Origin of the sequence: Ekhidna sp., from assembly GCF_039940915.1 — a bacterium.
GTDB lineage: Bacteria > Bacteroidota > Bacteroidia > Cytophagales > Cyclobacteriaceae > Ekhidna.
The window spans coordinates 1,668,769-1,689,514 of sequence record NZ_JBDVFO010000002.1 but is presented as its reverse complement, the minus strand read 5'-3'; the positions used below and the strand labels follow the sequence as shown (position 1 = coordinate 1,689,514).

Genomic DNA, 20,746 nt, shown 5'->3' with positions numbered 1-20,746 from the left:
AAAATGACTAATCTTAAAATCAATTCTTTTTTTGGAACCTGATGTCAGGTTATTCTCATAATTTTATCCTAGCCGAATAAAGTCGGCTAAAAGATTGGATACTCACATTAACATACATCACCAGAATGTTTTGGAAAGCATGCCCTATGGAGTTTTGCAGGTAAACCTGGAAGGCGTGGTAGTTTATGCCAATAAGGCAGTTTTTAGTCTATTAAATATAAGTGAAGATTCTGATCTGATTGGACTCCATTATTCATCTTTTCAAGTGACCAAATTTGATGCACAAGATGAAATTCTAGGGGAAAAAGAGCATGCCCTATATTCTGTTTTAAATAATGAAGAGGTCATTACTTCTGCCACACAAGGGATTTTTATCAATGGTGAAAAAAGATGGCTGTCAATCGATGCATCGCCGTTTTATGATGATAAAGAAAAGCTTGTTGGTGCCATCTGTAACATGGCAGACATCACTGATAAAGTATTATATGAACAAAAGATTCAACACGAAGAGGGACGTTACAGGATACTGGTAGAAAATTTAAATGCGGTAGTCTGGGAAACAAAGATTGGTACCCAGACTTTTTCTTACATAAGTCCTAAGGCGAGCGAATTGTTGGGGTTCCCAATAGAAAACTGGCTGGAAGAGCGTTTTTGGCAATCAAGAATTTTTGAAGAAGACAGGGAGCGAGTGATAGGCTATGAAAGGAATAAAGCTCCTGATTCAGATAACTATCAATTAGAGTACCGTTTGGTGCATCAAAATGGCGGCATAATATGGGTACAGGATATGGTGGAAGTAGTCAAAGTGAACGGGAAGCCTGAGCTTCTCCGAGGACTTATGCTTGACATAACTGACAAGAAAAATTCACGCCTTCTTCTTAAAGAAAGCGAGTCACGATACAAAGAAATGATCAACGAAGCTCCCTATGCCATAACGATTTATGACAGAGAAGGGACGATGGTTGCTGCTAACTCTAAATCAGCAGAGTATTGGATGATTGACTTGGATGAATACATCAATAAGTTTAACCTCTTTGATAATAACCTTTTCACCAAGGATTCACACGTAGAGTCGATAAAAAAAGCATTTAAAGGGGAGCAAGGAGAGGTAGAAGCCGAAATTCCATTAACGCACGTTGGCGAATCAAAAACATACAGGATTAAGTACTATCCACTCTATGATGCCTTTGGAAATCTTGACAATGTGGTTTACTTCACTGAGGATATAAGTGAATATACAGAAGCAGGGAAAAAGTTGAAGAGAGAAGAATCTTTGAAGCAAGGCGTTCTGGATGCTTTGGATGAGGCCATTCTTGTGGTGGATGGTAATGGGGTCATTTTGAGTGTGAATAGAAACCTCAAACTATACATAAAAAATAGACCGTTCGCAGCATTAGAAGTTGGACGATCTGTCTTCGATTTTATGGATTTTTTTGGAGATGGAGAATATCTCACAGACGGCTTAAAATCAATTCTATCTAAACAAATCAAGTCACTGGATCATGAGATGAAGCTGCATGATGAGAAGTGGTATAACCTACGTGCAACGCGCCTCAATGAGCCCTTTGGAGCTGTTATCTCCTTACAAAACATTAATACGCGTAAGGAAATAGAAATGGCACTTGAGAAATCACTTAGAAAGTATCGAAGCATCTATAATAAGGCACCTGTGATGATGCACTCAATCAATGAAAAGCTAGAAATAATCAGTGTGAGCGATTTTTGGTTGGAGAAGATGGGCTTTGAAAGAAATGAGGTCATTGGCAGGTCTCCGGAGGACTTCATGGTGGAAAGGGGGCAAGGAGTCATACAGGCAAATTTGAAAAAATTATTCGAGGACGGATCCATTCGAAATATTGAATACCAATATGTGAAGAAGTCAGGTGAAGTTATGGATGTTTTGCTTTCTGCTGTTGCTGAGTACGATGAGGATGGCAATTTTGAACGATCCATTACTGGGATGCTTGATGTGACCAACCTGAAGGTGGCAGAGCGCAAGCTGCAAGATAGTCAGGCTAAATTATTGGAAGCACAGAGGATATCGAAAATAGGTAACTACGAATACGATGTAGATGCTAAAAGCTTTATTCCGTCTGATGAGATGATTTCTATGATGGGTTTTGACAAAAATCAAAGGCATGCCTCAGTGATTCAGCGACTAGTTCACCCGGAAGATTTGCAAGAATTTGAAGAAAAAATTAAGAAGAGCATTAAGGAAGGAAGAGATTTTTTTCATGTCTATCGAATCATAAATCTCATGACCGGAAAGATAAAATGGATATCAGGTCGAGGGAAAATGATTAAGGATGGTATGGGTAGGTCTGTTAGGATGATTGGTACGGTACAAGACATCACTGAACAGAAGAATGCAGAGCAAAAAATTCGACGGTTGTCAGACAGGATACTTCTTGCAACTGAAATTGCCAACTTAGGGGTGTGGGAGTATGATCGAGAGTTGGATGAAGTCTTCTGGGAAGATCAGATGTATTCTATTTTCACGATGGTCAATAAGCCTGCAACAATCAAAGACCTTGTACCCTATTTTGTTGAAGATGACAAAAAGGTAATTGAGGAAAGCCGTGATATGGTTAAGCAAGGGATCAATTTCCTGGAGTCAGATTTCAGAGTAAAAATTGACAATGAGGAAAAATATTTGAGATCTTTTACAAGAATATTAAGAGATCACAATGAAAAAATAAAAGGCATGGTTGGAGTTATCTATGATGTGACTGCTGATAAGCGCCTGCAAAAGCAACTGGAGTCTTCGCTCGAAGAAAAGAATGTGCTAATAAAGGAAGTGCACCACAGAGTGAAAAATAACATGCAGCTCATTTCTTCCATCCTTGCTCTCAAATCTTATGACCTTGAAGGAGACAAAGCCAAAGCCATTTTTAATGAAGTGAATGACCGAATTAAAGCTATGTCAGTGATCCATGACAAGCTTTATACATTTAACAATGTCTCAGAAATCAATATTAGTGAATATTTAGAGCATATAGCACAGGAGTTGCAGATTCTCCAGGGCTCTTCTGTGATTAAAATTGAGGTTAAGTCAGACAAGATTATTCTTGACGTAGAGAAAGCCCTTTTGATTGGCTTGATGGTAAGCGAAATGGTTGGAAATGCACTAAAGCATGGATTTGAAGTAGGACAGCCAGGTAAGATTTCAATTCTTTTTACAAGAAAAAAAGGAAGTTATACGCTTCGAGTTCTGAATAATGGAAAAAAACTCAGGCCTGAAACACTAGAAAGTAGCACAGGATTAGGGATCTCTCTTGTAAAAACTTTTGTGAAACAATTGGGAGGAGGAGTAGAAGTAGATAAAGAAAACGGACTTAAAGCGAATTTCTAAAATTTGCTGAATAATTGAGTAATGTTTGAATCAATCCACTGGTCGTTTTAGACCCTATTTTTCTCATGATGTTTCCTTTGTGAGCATTTACCGTCCTCACGCTAAGATCCAGATTTTGGGCAATTTCTTCATTTGTCAAATCTTTCATCATGAGTATCAAAATTTCATTTTCTCTATCGGTCAGAGACATAATCCTTTCGGCAATCGCGTTGGCCTTGTTAGAGAATAACATTCCAATCATTGTTTCATTGTAGTAGATGTCATTTTCTAAAGCTACTTGGAGTGTTTTTAAAATATCGGAAGCTTCCATCGAGAGCGAGATGATTCCGTTTATGTCATATTGAGTGGTGTATTGAATGAGCGCGGGACGGAGCTCAAAGCCGAATAGGATTGTGGGAATTTCTCGACGATATGCTTCCATCTCAACAGGGGAAATTGTTTCAGAATCTATGATGATCAAGTCAGCGGAGTTTGCAAACTCCGATCCAAGGGATATTGTATTCGGACATATTTCGTCCAGCAGTAGGAAGAGGTAATTAGATAAAGAAGCATTTTTGGATACAATAAATATCTCTTTCATTTTGTGAACCCTTTCGTAAGACTTTCAATTGTAATATCTCACAAAATCTTATAAATTGATAGTATTCGAAAAGAACCCATGGGAAAAATTTTAGTCGCCGAAGATTCACTTATTGTTAATCAGCACATTAAGCATGCGCTTGAGTCAGGAGGGCATGAGGTAAAATCAGTTTACTCGGGCAAAGAAGCAGTGAATATAGCTTCAGAAGAAATTCCTGATTTGATCCTAATGGATATCATGATGGAAACCAATTCTGATGGGATTGATGCGGCATTTGAAATCAAGCAAGAATTAGATATCCCAATTATTTTCCTGACAGCTCTTACTGATGAGCCAACGATCGAAAAGGCGAAATTTAGTCTGCCGTATGGATATGTGGTCAAGCCCTTCAATGAAGCTGAGCTCTTATCAAACATCGATGTAGCTCTCTATAAAGCTCAAGCAGAAAAAAAGATAAAAGAAAACAGTGAGCTTTTTCAAGCGATCATTAATTCGATTGATAAAGCAATCTTTCTCTTGGATTCGCAAGGAGTCATAAAGTATACAAACTCGGTAGTGGAGAACATCACGGCCCGTTCATTCGATCAGCTGATGAATAAAGAAATTAATGAGATACTTCAATTTACGGATGTTCATGGAGGTGAATTTCCTAACATCGTTGGATTAGAGGATACTGCCGAGCTGGAGCTCATTCTCGATGAAGAAGGTAAGGTTTATGGAGATTTTTATTCGCACAATGTATCCTTAGATGAAGAATATACACTTTTCTTTTTCAAGGATATTACGGAAAGGGTGAGAATGAGAGAAGCCAATGAAGACATTAAGAATAGGAAATTGCTTTCTTTTATTGAGGGACAGGAAAAAGAGCGTGAACGGATCGCTAGAGACCTCCATGATGGCGTTGGTCAAATAGCCAATATGATCAAGTTATCAGTAAAAAAGGGAGATACTGGAGAAGAATTGGTAGACATGGTGGATCAATTTTTAGATGAGATGAGGAAAGTAACTGACGGTTTACTTCCTACACTCTTGAGTGATTTTCCAATTGATGCATGTCTGAAGAAAATAGTTGACCAAGCGAACAAAAGCTCCAATATTCGATTTGAGTTGCACGCAGAGGATTTGCCTGAGCTGGACATGAAGCTAAAAGTGAATATTTATCGAATCTCCCAAGAAAATATCTCTAACATTATCAAGCATTCCAATGCGTCATTGGCATCCATTCAACTCTATGGTTTCGACGATCATATACAAATGACGATCGAAGACGATGGTCAGGGATTCGAAATAGGCGATTATAAGGATGATACCTCGCATCATGGATTGCAAAATATTTTATTTAGATCTGAGGTATTAAATGCTGAATGTAATATTGATACTAAGAAAGGGTCTGGTACCTTTATAAGTTTAAAAATTCCATATGAAAAAGACTAAGTTATATCTGGTAGAAGACCATGAATTGGTGCGCAAAGGTGTTCGTAGCATAATTGATATGGATCAGAGCATAGAGATCATAGGTGAATATGATCGAGCGACTAAGGCAATCGCTGCCTTGGATGATGGGAATATTCCAGATATTATTTTAATGGACATCTCCATGCCCGAGATGACAGGTCTCGAAGCTTCCAAGCTTATTGGAGAAAAGTATCCCGACATTCGAATAATTGTGCTAAGCATGTACAAAGATGAGGAGTATGTTATGGAAGGACTCAACTTTAATATTGCTGGGTATGTAGTGAAGGATAGTGTTGCGGATGAAATACTTGTCGCAATCGAGAAAGTATTGGACGGTGGTAAGTTTTTCAGTAGAGAAGTCATAGATACCGCCCTTAATTCTTACAAAGAAATAAAGAAAGAGAAGAAAAAAGCTGAAAGTGTTCAGCTAACTAAACGCGAAATAGAAGTTCTAAATGATATTTCTGATGGTTTGAAAAGCCAGGAAATTGCTGATAAACTTTTTATCAGTGAGCGTACCGTGGAAGCTCATAGAGGAAATATCATGAAGAAACTGCATGCTAAAAACATGGCGGAATTGATAAAAAAAGCCATGAATCTGGGACTCATCCAGTCCTAAACGTTAGTTATAATACCTAACGAAAGAGCCGTACTTTCCTTAAATAAAACAAACCTACTCAAATAGTACATTTGGTAGATATTGTATCACTCTGCTTATAAACCACCGCATGTAGGACAGATTGATTGAAACGAAAATGATTATTTCTAATACTCATCAGATTATCGATGCACTTAAGAAGTTAGTGCCAGGTGGTTTTGTTTTCGTAATGGATACAACCGACCGCTCATTTGTTTATAAATCTTCGGATCATCCAGATTATGAACAAGAGGTCATCTCATTGGACAAAATGTATGGAATTGATACGCTTACCAAGTCAACTGATTTCTATTCCCACGAGGATGAAAAATTGATAGTCAAATTGAAGCGCATAGATTCAAACACGTTTATGGGAATTTGTGCTTCGAGATATAAACTTTCCGAAGATCAGTGGGATAGTGCTGACACTTACCTCAGGATAGAAGCATAGCAAAACATTCCCATTGTCTTACCTAAGTGACTGTTATCAAATCTTTGAAAGGATTTAGAAATTTCGTTTAGTGTACTTATATGCCCATTGGGTAAACATTCCTGCAGGGATATAAAAAAACCCTTCCATTAGGAAGGGCTTATGTGAACTCGGAGGGATTCGAACCCCCAATCTCCTGGGCCGTAACCAGGTGCATTATCCAGTTGTGCTACGAGTCCTTCAGGAGCGCAAAAGTAACAATTATGCTTTAAAATTTTCGTTAGTGCTTCATGATTCTATCTTTGCCGAAATTTTTCTTTTAAAGGCGCTTATCATTTAACATTCATTAAGAACATAAAAAGGTAAAATGCCGCTTCTTTGCAAGAACATGATAAAAAATATGAGATACCTATACGGAGTACTTTTCACCCTATTAATAATTGGAGCAAGCGCACAAGACGGATTGAAGCGTCCGGATATTCCAGGGGAAGTAATGGCAGACATAGGGTTTAATGTCTGGTCATCTATGCCAGGTGGTTTGGAAAGAAAAACCTGGTCTTCAAAATCAGTGGCCATTTACTATATGAAACGAAAAGCACTTTCCGGCAAACTTTCATTTAATTATGGCATTGGTTTAGGGTTAGAAAAAATGAGTTTGGGTGACTCCTCCACTTTAGCCAGTAATTATACTTTCACCAGTGGATCCACTGATTCATTGGCTGCCGTTGGAATAATCCCGAATCCACAAAATTTCCAGAAAAATAGACTAGCTACCACATACCTGGATATTCCATTTGAATTTAGATTTCATCCGCTGGGCACACAAGATGGCGAAGGACTTTTCTTAGGTGTGGGCGGAATTGTAGGTCTTAGGCTGAATGCCCATACCAAATGGAAATATGATAACAATGGAGAAACAGTACGTGATAAAGTGTCTGGAAAATTCAATCTGAATTCATTTAGATACGGATATCAAGTGAGAATGGGCTTTAGAGGAGTTCACCTTTTTTATAAGCGCTATCTCTCCAACGTATTTCAAGACAAATTCCAAGATGGAAAGAATCCCGTCATGACGACTGTTGGGATCAACGTGACAGGGTTTTAAAGAAACAACACAATGGTTAGGAAGCTGTACGCAAAGCCAAGTATAGCTCCTGACCAAACTTCTTTCGGTCGATGGTACCCCAGGTATAATCTACTGGTGCTGGCCAGACCCGCGGCAAGCATAAGCGCATAAAAATACCAACCGATATTCAGGCCTATAGTTACAGAGAGAGCAGTAACAAAGCCCACCGCACTCCATATGGCAGCTGTGTGTATGCTGATCTTAAACCAAGCGGTGATAATTAGTAGTAGTACAATTAAGATCGTAACACCAATCATTACAAGCATAAAAATTGGACCCATTTCTAATTTATCAGCAAATAGATAGGAAGAGGCTGCATAGTAGCATGCGATAAAGATGAACGGTCTGATTCGCTCGCTCCTTTTGGTGAGTTCCAAATTAGATATGAATGAAAAACTTCGAAGAAGGAATATACTCAATGCTGGCATTAGGCACGTGGTGATGAAAATGACAAGAATGAACTGAGGTATGGCTTGAGGAATCACTCTCGGAAACAGCTCCGGAGATTGAGTAAAAAGAATGTAGCTGAGGTAAGTTGCTATCAGAAGCGGGTGGAATACCACCGAGATGACTTTCATTAATACTTTCAAAGCTCTTTTCTGAGGCGTGCCACAGGTATGTTTAGTTGCTCCCTATACTTTGCCACTGTTCTTCGTGCGATGTTGTAACCACACTCTTTCAATGCCTTCTCTAGTTTCTCATCTGAAAGTGGCTTAGACTTATTTTCGTCATCAATAAATGACTTAAGCTTATTCTTTACTTCTCGGCTGCTCACATCTTCTCCAGATTCAGTAGAGATACCTTCAGAGAAGAAATATTTGAGCGGGAAAACGCCAAACTCAGTTTGAACGGCTTTGCTGCTAGCTACTCTGGATACTGTAGAAATATCCATATTGATACGTTCTGCAATATCTTTCAGAATCATTGGCTTCAATTTGCTTTCATCACCTTCCAAAAAGTACTCGTACTGAAAATCAATAATGGCCTGCATGGTATTCAGCAAGGTCTGTTGCCTTTGCCGAATCGCATCAATAAACCATTTAGCCGAGTCAAGTTTTTGTTTTATAAAAGAAACAGTCTCTTTGAGCTTCTTATCTTTTTTATCACTCTTATCGTAAGCCTGCAGCATCTCAGAATAAGATCTACTCACTTTTAGCTGTGGGGCATTTCGCGAATTCAATGAAAGTTCAAGCTTGTCGTCGTTGTTGACTAAGATGAAATCTGGGATAACATACTGTGTCTTTGCGACATCATCGCCAGTGCCTCCAGGTTTTGGGTTAAGCTTTGTAATGAAATAGATTGCTTCTCTAAGCAAGTCTTCATTTTCAATACTGAGCTTTCGAGCTATTTTATCGTAATGTTTTTTAGAAAATTCATTGAAACAATAATCGATGACTCGTTTGGCTACCTGTACAGTTTCACTATCCTCGTCTTTACGTTCCAATTGTAGAGACAAGCATTCTTGCAAATTTCGAGCACCAACTCCGGCAGGATCAAAATTTTGAATTTTGTAAAGTAAATCCTCCAGTTCCTCCTCGTCCGTCTCAACCCCCTGTGAAAAAGCCAGGTCATTTACAATGGCTTCCAATTCACGTCGGATATATCCATCTGAATCTATACTCCCGATCAATTGTCGTCCCAACACTTCTTGCCGGTCATCTAGCTTTAAATAGCCCAGTTGAGAGATCAAATGCTCATGCAAGCTCTTGCCAACTGATATTGGAGACTCTTTGTCCTCTTCATCGGGATTTCGTCCGTCACCTTGCATCTTGTATCCGGCGTAATCATCCTGTAAATAATCTTCGATACTTTCAGCTGGACTTTCATAATCATCATCGAAATCTTCCGCCTGCTCTTCCGCCTCCTTTTCTTCCTTACCTTCTTCAAGCGCAGGGTTGACCTCCAGCTCTTCTTCCACACGAGCTTCTAATTCAGCTGTGGGTACTTGCAGGAGCTTAATAAACTGTATCTGCTGTGGAGACAGTTTCTGCTGAAGTGATTGAGTAAGTGAGAGTTTTTGCATTATTCTAGTCCTAATATGTCAAAAATATCACATTCGTTACTTTTGCCGCGCAAATATTTAACGATGGTGGACAAAATTAGAAGAACAAAAATCAGGCAAATTCTTAACGAAGGGAAATCCGGAGCAGAATTAAATGTAAAAGGTTGGGTGCGAACGAAGCGCGAAAGCAAAAATGTTGCGTTTGTAGCGTTGAATGACGGTTCTACCATCCACAATTTACAATTGGTGCTAGACGTGCCGAAAGTGGATGAAGAAATCTTAAGAAAAATTACTACGGGCGCAAGTATTTCAGTTTTTGGAAAATTGGCGGAATCTCAAGGAGCTGGACAGTCAGTTGAGCTCTTGGTAGAAAAAATTGAAGTTTTAGGAGAGGCACATCCTGAGGAGTATCCTTTACAGCCCAAAAGGCATTCACTGGAGTTTCTTAGGGAGATCGCTCACCTAAGGCCAAGGACTAATACATTTGGTGCCGTTTTTCGCGTAAGACATGAGATGGCATTTGCGCTTCATTCTTTTTTTAATGAAAAAGGCTTCTTGAATCTGCATACGCCTATATTGACAGCTTCTGATGCTGAAGGCGCAGGAGAGACCTTTAGAGTGACCACAATGGATCTGAATAATGTACCCAAAAACGAGGATGGTGAGGTCGACTATAAACAAGATTTTTTTGAAAAAGAGACTAACCTTACCGTATCAGGTCAATTGGAAGGCGAATTAGCCGCGTTGGCTGTTTCGGAAATCTATACGTTTGGGCCAACTTTTAGAGCTGAGAATAGCAACACTACGAGACATTTGGCGGAATTCTGGATGGTAGAGCCTGAAATGGCATTTTACGATTTATATGACACCATGGATCTGGCCGAAGAAATGTTGAAATACGTGGTGAAACATGCGCTTGAGCATTGTAAGGACGACCTGGCCTTTCTCAACAAACGTGCGGAAGATGAGGAGAAAACAAAGCCTCAAAACTTGCGAAGCGAATTGTCTTTGCTAGAGAGATTAAAATTTGTCGCAGAAAATGATTTCGAACGTATTTCTTATACCGAAGCAATCGAAATTCTAAAACGATCGAAACCAAATCAGAAAAAGAAATTTCAATACCTGATAGAGGAGTGGGGAGCTGACCTGCAATCGGAGCATGAGCGATTTCTGGTTGAGAAGCACTTTAAAAAACCAGTAATACTTTATAACTATCCCAAAGGAATAAAGGCGTTTTATATGCGTCAAAATGATGATGACAAGACGGTGGCAGCCATGGATGTGCTTTTCCCTGGTATTGGTGAAATAGCTGGAGGATCTCAACGAGAAGAACGAAAGGTGAATCTTGAGGCAAGGATGGATGAAATGAACATCCCAAAAGACGAGCTGTCTTGGTATTTGGATACCAGAAGGTTCGGAACGGTTCCGCACAGTGGATATGGTCTGGGCTTTGAGCGAATGATTCAATTTGTGACAGGAATGGGAAATATTAGGGATGTGATTCCATTCCCAAGAACACCTGGCAGCTGCGAGTTTTAGAACAATTCATGGCTGCTGTAGTATATTAGTTGTTAAACTAAGCAGTAAGCAATGGAAGAGTTTCTAAATTATTTTGCAGCATTGACTACCGTTCAAAAAATCATTTGGGTTGGGATATGCCTTGCATTCTTTTTTATTCTGGAAAATTTAATCCCACTGGTCAAGCACGACTATAAGCGTTGGAGACATGATGGTGTTAACTTATTCTTTTTTGCTTTCCTTATGGTTATAAATGTGGCCTATGGGGTAGCATTGGTTGGTGTCACTAAGTGGACGACTCAATTGGATTTTGGTATTCTTAATTGGTTCGAGATGCCGATATGGTTAGGTCTGGTTGTTTCCTTTGTGGCACTTGATTTGGTTTCTCAATATTTTGCTCATTTCCTTCTGCATCGAGTGAAATGGATGTGGAAATTACATATGGTACATCACAGTGACACCAAAGTAGACCTTACAACAGGTGTCCGCCAGCATCCGATCGAATTTATTTTGAGAGAAGCACTAGCTCTGATAACCTTTGCCCTGTTTGGAATGCCTGTCGCCTATTATCTGTTCTATAGGACTGTCACCATTTTCTTTACCTATTGGACACATGCCAATATCCGTTTGCCCCAAGGGCTAGACAAAGCTTTGAGCTATATCATCATTACACCAAATACACACAAGTTTCACCATCACTTCGAACGACCTTGGACGGATACTAATTTTGGAAACGTTCTATCTATTTGGGATCGAATCTTTGGCACTTTTACCTATGATGATACCTCCAAAATTCAGTATGGGCTTGATGTAACAGATGGGGACAGAGATGAAGACATAAAGTATCAGCTAGGCCTCCCTTTCAATAAATCAATAAAGACGGATTATTAATAGATCACTCCTTTTTCTTTGTGAACATCTTGTGTATGATGGTCCACTTACCATTAGTTTTTAGCAGCATGAAATAGTCAATATAGGTATCGTTGTTCTTTGGGTTGAAGATTTCAACCTTTGCCATCCCAGCATTATTTTCATAATCTATTGAAAGAATTTTCCCTTTTTCACCTGTAGGTTTACCCTCTTCTGTATCAAGAATGTACTCTTTCCCGCTCCATATTCTCACTTGGTCATTTCTCACATAATATAGGTTGAGGTCTGGGTGAAACGCTTTCTTTAATCGGTTAGGTTGACCTTGAGTAGATCCTTCAATGTAGTCATTGAGCGTACTCCTGATTAGCTCAACCTCTGATTGAGCGGCAATTTCTTGAATACATATTAGCGTCAAAGCAAATAGTAGAATGTTGATTTTCATGATTGTTCAAATTAATGTTTTAGATTATTCACACTTAAGCGTTTCCACAGGGTTGATATAAGATGCTTTGAAAGCATGAAGTGCTACCGTTACTGAAGAAATGAAGAAAGTCAGGAATCCGGCGATAATGAATGGCCATACTTCTATGTCTATTCTAAAAGCAAAACCGTCTAACCATTGAGTTAATAAATAGTACGCAAGTGGAATTGCAACCACAAATGCCAACCCGATCAAAAGCATAAATTCTTTTGAGAGCAGCAACATGATTTGTGATGTACTAATGCCCAGCACTTTTCTTACCCCAATTTCTTTTGTACGCTGCTCTACACTAAAAGTGGCCAATCCGAAAAGCCCGAGGCAAGCCACTAGAATGGCAAGCCCTGAGAAGATAAGTGTAATGTCACTCAGTTTCTGCTCAGACTTGTATGAGTCATTGATCCGATCATCTAGAAAAAAGAAATCAAATGGACGTTCAGGTAGTACGGACCTCCATGCTTCTTCTAGGTCTGCTATTGCAGCCTGTGTTTGATTGCCTTCAATTTTCACTGCAACGTATTTAATGAAGAGATTGAAAGCTCCCGGATGTGTATTTAGGGTGATTACCAGTGGCGCAATCGGGTAGTGCTTCGAGGCAAAATTGTAATCCTCTACTACACCCACAATTCTTCCTTTGAGTTCTCTGCGATAAATGAATCGTTTCCCCACTGCTTCTTCTGGATTATTCCAACCCATGCTTTTCACGAACGTTTCATTTACAATCAATGCAAGGGAATCATCCGTTTGGACGGACTGATCATATGCACGTCCTGCTGCCAATGGGATGTTCATAGTAGAAATAAAATCGTGCCTCACATTGAAGCGTGGATACGGCTTGGATTGATCCATACCTTCAAATTGATAATTCCCAACTTGAAATTTTGATCCTACGATTTCTTCCACTGCGGTCATGGAAATGATGTGAGTACTCTGCATGGCTGTCGTCTTAAAGTTTTCATAGTGTTGACCCATGGGTGACCGAATCACAGGTACCATAACAACATTTTCATTGTCAAACCCAGCGTCTTTGTTTTGAAGAAAGTTGAGCTGCTTTAATACGATGAACGTGCCGATGATGAGCATAATGGAGATAGAAAATTGAGCAATGACCAGTACCCTTCGAAAGTTCATGCCATTCGTTTTTAGATGACCACTTTTCAGGACCGATACAGTCTTAAATGAGGACAGGACAAAAGCAGGATAAAATCCTGAAAGTAGCCCGATGATTAATCCGGCTCCAAGGAGTCCAAATAAGAATATGGGCTCCAATAAGATTGCAAAAGGAACTGATTTTTCAGTAAGCTCATTGAAAGCAGGGAGTATTAGGAGAACGATTGCAACGCCAATAATCAATGAAGTGAATGTCAGCAGAATAGATTCGAAAATAAACTGATTGATGAGCTGAGACCTACCACTGCCAAGCGATTTGCGGACACCAACCTCCTTTGCGCGTTTGTTGGCTCTGGCTGTGCTGAGATTTATAAAGTTGATAGCCGCGATGATGAGTACAAAAACTGCGACCATTCCAAATATGTAAACATTCTTCATATCACTATTGGCTGCAATTTCATAATCCAATTTGCTGGTAAGATGAATATCTTCTATCGGTTGAAGCTGGAGTACAATATCATCTTTGATGAAATCTGGGAAGTACTTCTGCACAAAGTCTGGGAATTGAGAAGAAAAATCCTCCGCCGTAATATTTTCTTCCAATACAATGTATGTCCAGCAAGGATTCCAATACCAAGTAGTGGGGTATCGACCACCAAAATTATTTTTTAAAGTAGAGAAGGAGACGATGAAGTCAAATGTGAAATGAGCGTTCTTTGGAGCATCCTCTAATACCCCAGTTACCATAAGGTTTTGACTTCCTTGAAGCTCGAGGGTTTTTCCAATGGGATCTTCATCAACAAAATACTTCTTCACCATGGATTTTGTGATTAGTATAGAGTTGGGTTCGTCTAGTGCCGTTTCTTTATTTCCAGTCAGCAGGTCAAAATCAAAAACATCAAAGAAAGTAGAGTCTGCAAAGAAGATGTTCGACTCATTGAATCCCTTCTCTGCTGCCTTGTTTGCAAGCGCAAGTGAAGGAGATTGAAAGTTGAAAAAACGTACGGAGTGTGCTACTTGCCTTTCAAAATCATTTTTCAATGCAGGACCAGTAGGGAAGGGTAAGCTTGCGGAATGCTCTCCCACGCCTTCGCTCTCGAATTTCTCCAAAACCCGGTATATGCGGTCTGACTTTGAATGGAATTTATCATAGCTGAGCTCATCACTGATATAAATAAAAATAAGTATGCTACATGCCAGTCCGATCGCGAGCCCACTTATGTTAAGTGCCGAATAAATTTTCTGTTTAATGAAATTCCTATAAGTGATTTTGAAGTAGTTTTTGAACATGGCTATTTGAGTTGAGTTTTGACTTTTCTTTTTGAAAGCGAAAGGACGACATAGCGCGAGTATATCGAAGATGAAGTATAAGTCAGCTTTCCACTTCTTCATGGTCTCTATGCGCTCATCATAAAGCTCGTAGACATCACCACGAAGTATTTCCAGGTGATCTTCATGACAAAACCAGCCTAAAAATTTATCAGGCCATTTTGGAGGGGTTCTTCGTTTTTGATCATCACTCCCCTGCATAACCTATTTTTGGTATGGTGTGATACAATGAAGATCTCAATTCATAAGATTGATCCAGCGCCTTTCGACCGAAAGCAGTTATTTGATAAAATCGTTTTCTCCTGCCACCTCTTTCAGAAGTAGCGCCTCCTTCATGCGAAACAATAAACCCTTTCTTTTCGAGCCTACCTAACGCAGAATGTAGTGCTCCTATGCTCGGGTTACGTTTAGTTTTTTCTTTGAGCTCTGCTTTAATGGAAATACTGTAGGCATTGTCATGAAGAGACCCTACGACCAGCAGTACAAGCTCTTCAAATTCACCCAGCTGTGTGTGCTTCATGGTTTATGATACGAGAGAAATTTATATTAGTTTCCTAATGGTATAACAAACTAAAAAACAAAGCCCATCCAATATGCTGGACGGGACTTTTGGTGAGGGTGCTGGAATGATTTTTTATAAAAGGGCTCGCAGGATGCGAACCCTTGAGTCACCACAACCCATAACTGATCCTAGCTTTTTACAGCTACAACCAGATATTTCGATATTTCCCAAAATTTATCTGGGTCCTTTATATCTATGTACCTGATTACACTTCCTTCTTTTACAATCTCGTAAGACTCTGAAGGATGCTCTGTGATCAGGTCTACGCTTTCTGCATCTACTATGACTCTGTTTGTGGTCCGGATATCTATCTCGCTGAATTTGTCTTTAGATGCATTGGGATCCAGCTCGTTGGTTTTACCAAACCAGAGGAACCCACCTTCTTTAGAGACAAGTCCATCTTGCAAAAGTGACTTTTCTGAACCAATAGCAAAGAATGCTTTATTGAGTTCAACTTGCTGCATGTTGATTTTGACCATTTGAGTTTCGAGCGTTTCTTCTTGTTTGTCTACCCGATATTCCAAGGATTTTATATCAGCTGTCATCTCGTTGATGGTGACGTCTTTTTCCTTAAGTTCTTCACGTAGGGTAGCGATGGATTTCTTTCGCTCTTTCAATTCATTGGAGAGTTGATTTACCCTTTTTTTGAATGAGTTTAGATTGATGTTGGCATTGTCAAGCTTGGCAACCAATCTGGAGACAGTTTCATTCGTTTGAATAATTAGACTATCTATCATACCCATATCATCGACTATTTGCTGCTTGTCGGTTTTGGATAAGTCATTGGCACCATTTAAATCCGAAAGCAAATTTTCACGACGCTTGATTTTTTCAATTTTACTTTCTACCCCATACAGGATATTGATTATTTCATTGTAGGCAGAATCCCGTTGCAGCAGCTCCGCTTCGAGCTTGACGGATTGAACCTTCAGTTCTTTTTTTTCTACTTGCATGCTTGAAAAAACAGCAGCCAATGCTACAGTTATTACCAATCCAATCACGACTGTTATGATGTTTCTTGTCTGTTTGCTCATAATGATCAATTTAGATTTCCATTCGATTTATTGACAGTATGACTTTTCGAGACGCTATTGCTTTTGCAATTTTCTCATTGCCATAATTTCATGGAATGAGACATTCAATTGGTATGCCTTTTTACAAAGCTTTGATTATGAATCAGTTATGAATTTAGTACGATTGATTTTTTCTCATTTTGAGAAAATGAATCTCATTGAGAGGAATTTTTTTCTTCCTTTAGCAGTCGGTAGATGGTGGATTGTCCGATATCCAGTTTCTCTGATACGAGTTTAATGTCATCATCATATTTTTTTAAATAAAGATGAATGATACGCATTTGAAATTCTTTCATACTCATGTCCTCGATTAGAACGTCTGTTAAGACATCTTTTTGAGCAAATGTGATATCATCGGGAACAATTTCGTTTTCATCAGCCATGACAATAGCCAATTCTACAACTGATTTAAGCTCACGGATATTTCCGGGGAATGAGTAATTCATGATTTTTTGTAAGGCTTCTTTCGTGAAGGTTTTCACCTCCTGATCATTGGCTTTTGCAAATACTTCTGCAAAATGTCGGGTCAATATGATTACGTCCTTTTCTCTTTCACGGAGCGGAGGGAGTTCAATAGGAAGTCCAAAAAGTCGGTAGTAGAGGTCTTCTCTGAAATTTCCAATTTTCACTTCATGCTGTAAGTCTCTGTGGGTAGCTGCAATGACTCTGCAATTAATTTTTATCGAGGAAGAACCTCCCACTCGGGTTATTTCCTTTTCCTGAAGCGCTCTTAATAGTTTGGCTTGAAGAGAAATATCCATTTCTCCGATTTCGTCAAGAAATAATGTCCCATCGTTGGCTTGTTCAAATTTGCCGATGTGTTTTCCGATGGCACCTGTAAAGGAGCCTTTCTCATGACCAAATAATTCACTTTCAGCTAACTCCCTAGGGATCGCACTCATATTTACAGGAACGAATGGGTTGGTTTTTTGCTTTCCGTTGTAGTGAATGGATTTTGCCACTTCCTCTTTTCCAGTTCCTGTTTCACCACTGATCATCACGGTAATATTCGTAGATATGGCTTTCTCAATGAGCTTAAAGACACGTTTTATTCCAGCGCTTTGCCCTATTATATTATTCTGAAATTCATATTTTCGCTCTACTTCCTTTTGTAGTGTTTCTACTCGCGCTTCCAGTTTCTTATTCTTGCCTAGCTTATTTAAGACATGGATTAGTCTATCTCGGATATCGTCTGTCTTTGTTAAATAGTCGTAAGCTCCTCTTTTAAGAAGATCTATGGCAGTCTCAATGTCTTGCTGTTCAGAAATAATAATTACCTCAATGGAAGGATCTATTGCTTTGATCTTATCGAAAAGGTCTGATCCGGTGTAGTCAGGGAGTCTAAAATCAAGTGTGACAAGCTGAGGTTTTTTTTTCAGTTCTTTGAGCATGGACTCGCCATCTGAAAAAGCCTTGACTGTGTGGTCAGGGTTTAAACTCAATGTGTGAACGAGGAGTTTTCTATACCATTCATCGTCCTCTACGACAAAGATTCTAAAGGATTGCCCACTCATTATTTCTTGTTGTTATGTAAATGTAACTGAAGTGATTCTAGGAGGTTTAACATGGATGCTTGAATAGCATCATGCGCATTTTTGGTAAGTGAATTCCCCTCTCGGAGATGCACTTCATTTTTTTTCAATAAATCCACAACCTGGTCTGCTTTTAAGTGCCTGGCAGGAGCTACAATCTTATGAAGTACTTCACCGGCATCTTCCCATTTTTCTTCTTCTAAAAAATGATCCAATTGCCTAAGGTTTTCTTTTGTGCTAGAAATAAATGTCTCAACCATTTCTTCTACGAAAGAATCATCCCCCATTTTTTTCAAACCTTCCAGGCTGAATGGAGTATGTGCTGAAATGCTGCCATTTTTCGAGTAAGCTTTTTTTGCATAGCTCTTTGATTTAAGCAGTTGCAATAGTTCGCTAGTATCAAAGGGTTTTCTCAAAACATGCTTTATTCCGGAGGTCTTAGCCATTTCCATATCATGCTCAGAAACGGTTGCCGTGAGGCCGATGAAGAGCGTTTCGGAATTTAATTGACCTTGATTCATGACTTTATGTGCTACTTCAGGTCCATTCATTTCCGGCATGCGAAAATCAATCAAAGCCGCGTCATATGCATGGTTTGTGAGTAGCTTATAAGCTTCAGAGCCATCTTTCGCAACGTCAAAAGTTACATCATGCTCACTTAGAATTGCAATAAGCAGTTTTCTGTTAAATTCTTCATCGTCTGCAATAAGAATATGCATTTTTTCTAAGTGAACGTCATTTTCATCGTCATTAGCGTTTTCTATTGGTGCTGTGTCGGCAAGCTGATAGGGCAACTTCACCGTGAAGGTCGATCCCTTTTGCGGGGTACTTACTACTGAAATTAAACCTGAATGAATGGTCACTAATTTTTTAGTAATGGATAGACCTAACCCGGTTCCTTTTCTTTTATCTTCTCTGTTTACTTGCTCGAATTCGTTAAAAATGTGCTTTTGCATATTTTGTGAGATGCCAATACCTGTATCCATTATCTCAAAAATTATCTGAACACGCTCGCCAGACCTTTTTCCCAGACTTGCAGTTAGGTGAACGCCACCTTTGTCAGTAAATTTTATTCCGTTAAAAATCAAATTCAATAGTATCTGACGTAACCGATAGGGGTCTCCAGTAATGATTTCAGGAATATTGTGCACTTCAAAGTCGAGGTGTAAATTTTTTTCTCGGGCTTTATCTTGCATTAGTTTGATGGTGTCAGCAATAAGTTCATGAAGCTTAAACGGCCTCTGCTCAAGCTTGATTTTTCCACTTTGAAGTTTGGAAAAATCTAATACATCATTCAAGATATGCGTAAGATGCTCGGTGGATTTGTCAATTATGGTTAAATATTCAGACTGCTGTTTATTCAATTTTCCTTTTAACAAGATCTTGGCAAAACCCCCAATTGCATTCATAGGGGTCCGTATCTCATGACTCATGTTGGCTAGAAATTGTTCTTTTTCCTTTGCCAGCTGGAGTGCATTTTTCCTGGAGGCGTCTAGTGCTTCTTGATGTTTTTTAGTTCTGAAAATGTAGACAAAGAGTACGGTTAAGGTAGTAAGTAGCAAGGCTGGGATGGCAACACTGAACATGGAAATATACCGGCTCGTCTGTTCTGCAATGTTTTTTGCTTTGAAAGCGCCATCTTTTAGAAGCTTAAGCTCGTTTTTTTCCAGATTGGAGAGTAAAGAAGCAATTTCAGACTGAATATTTTGATGGTCTTGCTGCAGAGTAAACTCCTTTATTTTTTGACTATATGCTTGCTGTTTGGAGTGGTATGCAATGGAATCGAGTTGCAAATTAACGAGGTTTTGATACTCGTCAGAAGCGTAGATGTCCAAAGTATCAGCAGTGATAATTGCCTCCTTTTTCCCAAATAGCCTTTGAATGAACCCTCTTTTTTTTCGTAAGACGGTATCTTCTTGTATTTCCTTGGTTTGGACATTGTTTAGCTTCCGTCTTAGGCTGGCTATTGTCTCATCCATCGATGCATAATTGAGCTCACTTACCTGGTGCAATACTGTTGCTTTTTCGAGTATAAGGTTTTGAAGCGTGTCAAGGCTGGCGAGCATCTGTCGATTGTCATTTTGATCCTTCAAGGTATCAATCGTATTTATCGAAGAGGAAATGTGATTTTGAAACTCTTTTAAATGTGCTTCATCATTGGTGTAGACATATTGCTCCATGGAGGACTCCACTTTTTGCAATTCGGTCTCTACTTTGTTCAATAACAATAAATTGGTGTTTGGAGTGACTTCATCTTCAAGCGATCCGATGATTTGTTTCAGATTCTTAAAGGCAAAAAAGCCTAAAAGCGAAGCGCCAATTGCAATGACCAAAAGGGAGGAGCTCAGTATGTAAGGGAATCGACTTCTTTTCAACGATATTCTTTTAAGGCAAAAGTGACAACAGTTTTTTTAACAAAGAAAGCGCGTTAGTGAATTTTCTTTCTCTATCAGACAGCTAAAGTCGTACCATTGTTTTTCGTAAAATCTAAGTGATTGATGATCAGAAGTCTGCGTAAGTCTCTGGTGAGGGTGCGTTTTCTCAAAATGAGAAATAAGTTTTCATTTTGAGAAATGGTATGTGGTTAGCTTTATATTCAAAGTTGTAGCTCCGGCAAGAATCGAACTTGCATCTACGGTTTAGGAAACCACTATTCTATCCATTGAACTACGGAGCCTTGTAGAATATGTGC

The 20,746-nt window shown here is 39.2% G+C and carries 16 protein-coding genes and 2 tRNA genes; 7 read left to right on the top strand and 11 right to left on the bottom strand.

Annotated features, from left to right (window positions below; translation table 11 throughout):
- The first annotated feature begins 94 nt into the window (after nucleotides 1–94).
- A complete protein-coding gene (locus ABJF57_RS12540) occupies nucleotides 95–3,352 on the top strand; it encodes a PAS domain-containing sensor histidine kinase (protein WP_462229550.1) in 3,258 nt (1,085 codons plus the stop codon).
- On the opposite strand, the gene ABJF57_RS12535 is transcribed toward ABJF57_RS12540, so the two are convergent.
- Complete coding sequence (locus ABJF57_RS12535) at nucleotides 3,336–3,932, bottom strand: LuxR C-terminal-related transcriptional regulator (RefSeq protein ID WP_462229547.1); 597 nt, start codon at nucleotides 3,930–3,932, stop codon at nucleotides 3,336–3,338. The genes ABJF57_RS12540 and ABJF57_RS12535 overlap by 17 nt on opposite strands.
- A gap of 78 nt (nucleotides 3,933–4,010) precedes the next feature.
- Here ABJF57_RS12535 and ABJF57_RS12530 point away from each other — a divergent pair, with 78 nt between their 5' ends.
- From ABJF57_RS12530 to ABJF57_RS12520, 3 genes are all read left to right on the top strand, one after another.
- Entirely contained in the window at nucleotides 4,011–5,366 is a 1,356-nt protein-coding gene (locus tag ABJF57_RS12530) for a response regulator (protein ID WP_462229545.1), read from the top strand.
- The gene (locus tag ABJF57_RS12525) at nucleotides 5,353–6,006 is read left to right on the top strand and encodes a response regulator (protein ID WP_462229543.1); all 654 of its coding nucleotides are present in this window, start codon (nucleotides 5,353–5,355) and stop codon (nucleotides 6,004–6,006) included. The genes ABJF57_RS12530 and ABJF57_RS12525 overlap by 14 nt, the downstream gene beginning before the upstream one ends.
- 136 nt (nucleotides 6,007–6,142) lie before the next feature.
- Nucleotides 6,143–6,475 carry a hypothetical protein gene (locus ABJF57_RS12520; RefSeq protein ID WP_462229541.1) on the top strand — a complete coding sequence of 111 codons (333 nt, stop codon included), beginning with the start codon at nucleotides 6,143–6,145 and terminating at the stop codon, nucleotides 6,473–6,475.
- A 144-nt stretch (nucleotides 6,476–6,619) separates the two neighbouring features.
- Here ABJF57_RS12520 and ABJF57_RS12515 read toward each other — a convergent pair.
- Nucleotides 6,620–6,693, bottom strand: a tRNA-Arg gene (locus tag ABJF57_RS12515).
- A 161-nt stretch (nucleotides 6,694–6,854) separates the two neighbouring features.
- On the opposite strand from ABJF57_RS12515, the gene ABJF57_RS12510 reads away from it, so the two are divergent.
- The gene (locus ABJF57_RS12510) at nucleotides 6,855–7,559 is read left to right on the top strand and encodes an outer membrane beta-barrel protein (RefSeq protein WP_462229539.1); all 705 of its coding nucleotides are present in this window, start codon (nucleotides 6,855–6,857) and stop codon (nucleotides 7,557–7,559) included.
- Here the strand turns inward: ABJF57_RS12510 and ABJF57_RS12505 are convergent.
- Together ABJF57_RS12505 and rpoN are read right to left on the bottom strand one after the other, a co-directional pair.
- Nucleotides 7,556–8,158 carry a phosphatase PAP2 family protein gene (locus tag ABJF57_RS12505; protein WP_462229537.1) on the bottom strand — a complete coding sequence of 201 codons (603 nt, stop codon included), beginning with the start codon at nucleotides 8,156–8,158 and terminating at the stop codon, nucleotides 7,556–7,558. The two genes, ABJF57_RS12510 and ABJF57_RS12505, sit on opposite strands and share 4 nt — an antisense overlap.
- An 8-nt stretch (nucleotides 8,159–8,166) precedes the next feature.
- Nucleotides 8,167–9,603, bottom strand: coding sequence for an RNA polymerase factor sigma-54 (rpoN, locus tag ABJF57_RS12500; RefSeq protein WP_462229535.1), 1,437 nt, complete (start codon nucleotides 9,601–9,603; stop codon nucleotides 8,167–8,169).
- A 63-nt stretch (nucleotides 9,604–9,666) separates the two neighbouring features.
- Here rpoN and asnS point away from each other — a divergent pair, with 63 nt between their 5' ends.
- Both asnS and ABJF57_RS12490 read left to right on the top strand, forming a co-directional pair.
- Nucleotides 9,667–11,121: an asparagine--tRNA ligase gene (gene asnS, locus ABJF57_RS12495; RefSeq protein WP_462229533.1), complete on the top strand. Its 1,455-nt coding sequence runs from the start codon at nucleotides 9,667–9,669 to the stop codon at nucleotides 11,119–11,121.
- A 51-nt stretch (nucleotides 11,122–11,172) separates the two neighbouring features.
- Nucleotides 11,173–11,991 (top strand): sterol desaturase family protein, encoded by an 819-nt coding sequence (locus tag ABJF57_RS12490; protein WP_462229531.1) that lies wholly within the window; start codon nucleotides 11,173–11,175, stop codon nucleotides 11,989–11,991.
- A 4-nt stretch (nucleotides 11,992–11,995) separates the two neighbouring features.
- Here the strand turns inward: ABJF57_RS12490 and ABJF57_RS12485 are convergent, their stop codons facing one another.
- From ABJF57_RS12485 to ABJF57_RS12455, 7 genes are all read right to left on the bottom strand, one after another.
- Nucleotides 11,996–12,412 carry a nuclear transport factor 2 family protein gene (locus tag ABJF57_RS12485; RefSeq protein WP_462229529.1) on the bottom strand — a complete coding sequence of 139 codons (417 nt, stop codon included), beginning with the start codon at nucleotides 12,410–12,412 and terminating at the stop codon, nucleotides 11,996–11,998.
- A gap of 24 nt (nucleotides 12,413–12,436) precedes the next feature.
- The gene (locus ABJF57_RS12480) at nucleotides 12,437–15,088 is read right to left on the bottom strand and encodes an ABC transporter permease (RefSeq protein ID WP_462229527.1); all 2,652 of its coding nucleotides are present in this window, start codon (nucleotides 15,086–15,088) and stop codon (nucleotides 12,437–12,439) included.
- The gene (locus ABJF57_RS12475; protein WP_462229525.1) at nucleotides 15,075–15,407 is read right to left on the bottom strand and encodes a PadR family transcriptional regulator; all 333 of its coding nucleotides are present in this window, start codon (nucleotides 15,405–15,407) and stop codon (nucleotides 15,075–15,077) included. Before ABJF57_RS12475 ends, ABJF57_RS12480 begins: the two co-directional genes overlap by 14 nt.
- 170 nt (nucleotides 15,408–15,577) lie before the next feature.
- Nucleotides 15,578–16,483, bottom strand: a complete 906-nt coding sequence (locus ABJF57_RS12470; protein ID WP_462229523.1) for a Cbp1 family collagen-binding glycoprotein adhesin — start codon at nucleotides 16,481–16,483, stop codon at nucleotides 15,578–15,580.
- 194 nt (nucleotides 16,484–16,677) lie between these two features.
- Nucleotides 16,678–18,036: a sigma-54-dependent transcriptional regulator gene (locus ABJF57_RS12465; RefSeq protein WP_462229521.1), complete on the bottom strand. Its 1,359-nt coding sequence runs from the start codon at nucleotides 18,034–18,036 to the stop codon at nucleotides 16,678–16,680.
- Complete coding sequence (locus ABJF57_RS12460; protein ID WP_462229519.1) at nucleotides 18,036–20,429, bottom strand: ATP-binding protein; 2,394 nt, start codon at nucleotides 20,427–20,429, stop codon at nucleotides 18,036–18,038. The genes ABJF57_RS12465 and ABJF57_RS12460 overlap by 1 nt, the downstream gene beginning before the upstream one ends.
- A gap of 230 nt (nucleotides 20,430–20,659) precedes the next feature.
- Nucleotides 20,660–20,731 (bottom strand) — tRNA-Arg (locus ABJF57_RS12455).
- Nucleotides 20,732–20,746: the final 15 nt, after the last annotated feature.

Bases quoted from the DNA above. Each gene is read 5' to 3' on its own strand.
- ABJF57_RS12475 (WP_462229525.1), bottom strand. From the start codon at position 15,407: ATGAAGCACACACAGCTGGGTGAATTTGAAGAGCTTGTACTGCTGGTC.
- rpoN (WP_462229535.1), bottom strand. From the start codon at position 9,603: ATGCAAAAACTCTCACTTACTCAATCACTTCAGCAGAAACTGTCTCCA.
- ABJF57_RS12490 (WP_462229531.1), top strand. From the start codon at position 11,173: ATGGAAGAGTTTCTAAATTATTTTGCAGCATTGACTACCGTTCAAAAA.
- ABJF57_RS12505 (WP_462229537.1), bottom strand. From the start codon at position 8,158: ATGAAAGTCATCTCGGTGGTATTCCACCCGCTTCTGATAGCAACTTAC.
- ABJF57_RS12520 (WP_462229541.1), top strand. From the start codon at position 6,143: ATGATTATTTCTAATACTCATCAGATTATCGATGCACTTAAGAAGTTA.
- ABJF57_RS12470 (WP_462229523.1), bottom strand. From the start codon at position 16,483: ATGAGCAAACAGACAAGAAACATCATAACAGTCGTGATTGGATTGGTA.
- ABJF57_RS12535 (WP_462229547.1), bottom strand. From the start codon at position 3,932: ATGAAAGAGATATTTATTGTATCCAAAAATGCTTCTTTATCTAATTAC.
- ABJF57_RS12510 (WP_462229539.1), top strand. From the start codon at position 6,855: ATGAGATACCTATACGGAGTACTTTTCACCCTATTAATAATTGGAGCA.
- ABJF57_RS12530 (WP_462229545.1), top strand. From the start codon at position 4,011: ATGGGAAAAATTTTAGTCGCCGAAGATTCACTTATTGTTAATCAGCAC.
- ABJF57_RS12485 (WP_462229529.1), bottom strand. From the start codon at position 12,412: ATGAAAATCAACATTCTACTATTTGCTTTGACGCTAATATGTATTCAA.
- asnS (WP_462229533.1), top strand. From the start codon at position 9,667: ATGGTGGACAAAATTAGAAGAACAAAAATCAGGCAAATTCTTAACGAA.
- ABJF57_RS12480 (WP_462229527.1), bottom strand. From the start codon at position 15,088: ATGCAGGGGAGTGATGATCAAAAACGAAGAACCCCTCCAAAATGGCCT.
- ABJF57_RS12465 (WP_462229521.1), bottom strand. From the start codon at position 18,036: ATGAGTGGGCAATCCTTTAGAATCTTTGTCGTAGAGGACGATGAATGG.
- ABJF57_RS12525 (WP_462229543.1), top strand. From the start codon at position 5,353: ATGAAAAAGACTAAGTTATATCTGGTAGAAGACCATGAATTGGTGCGC.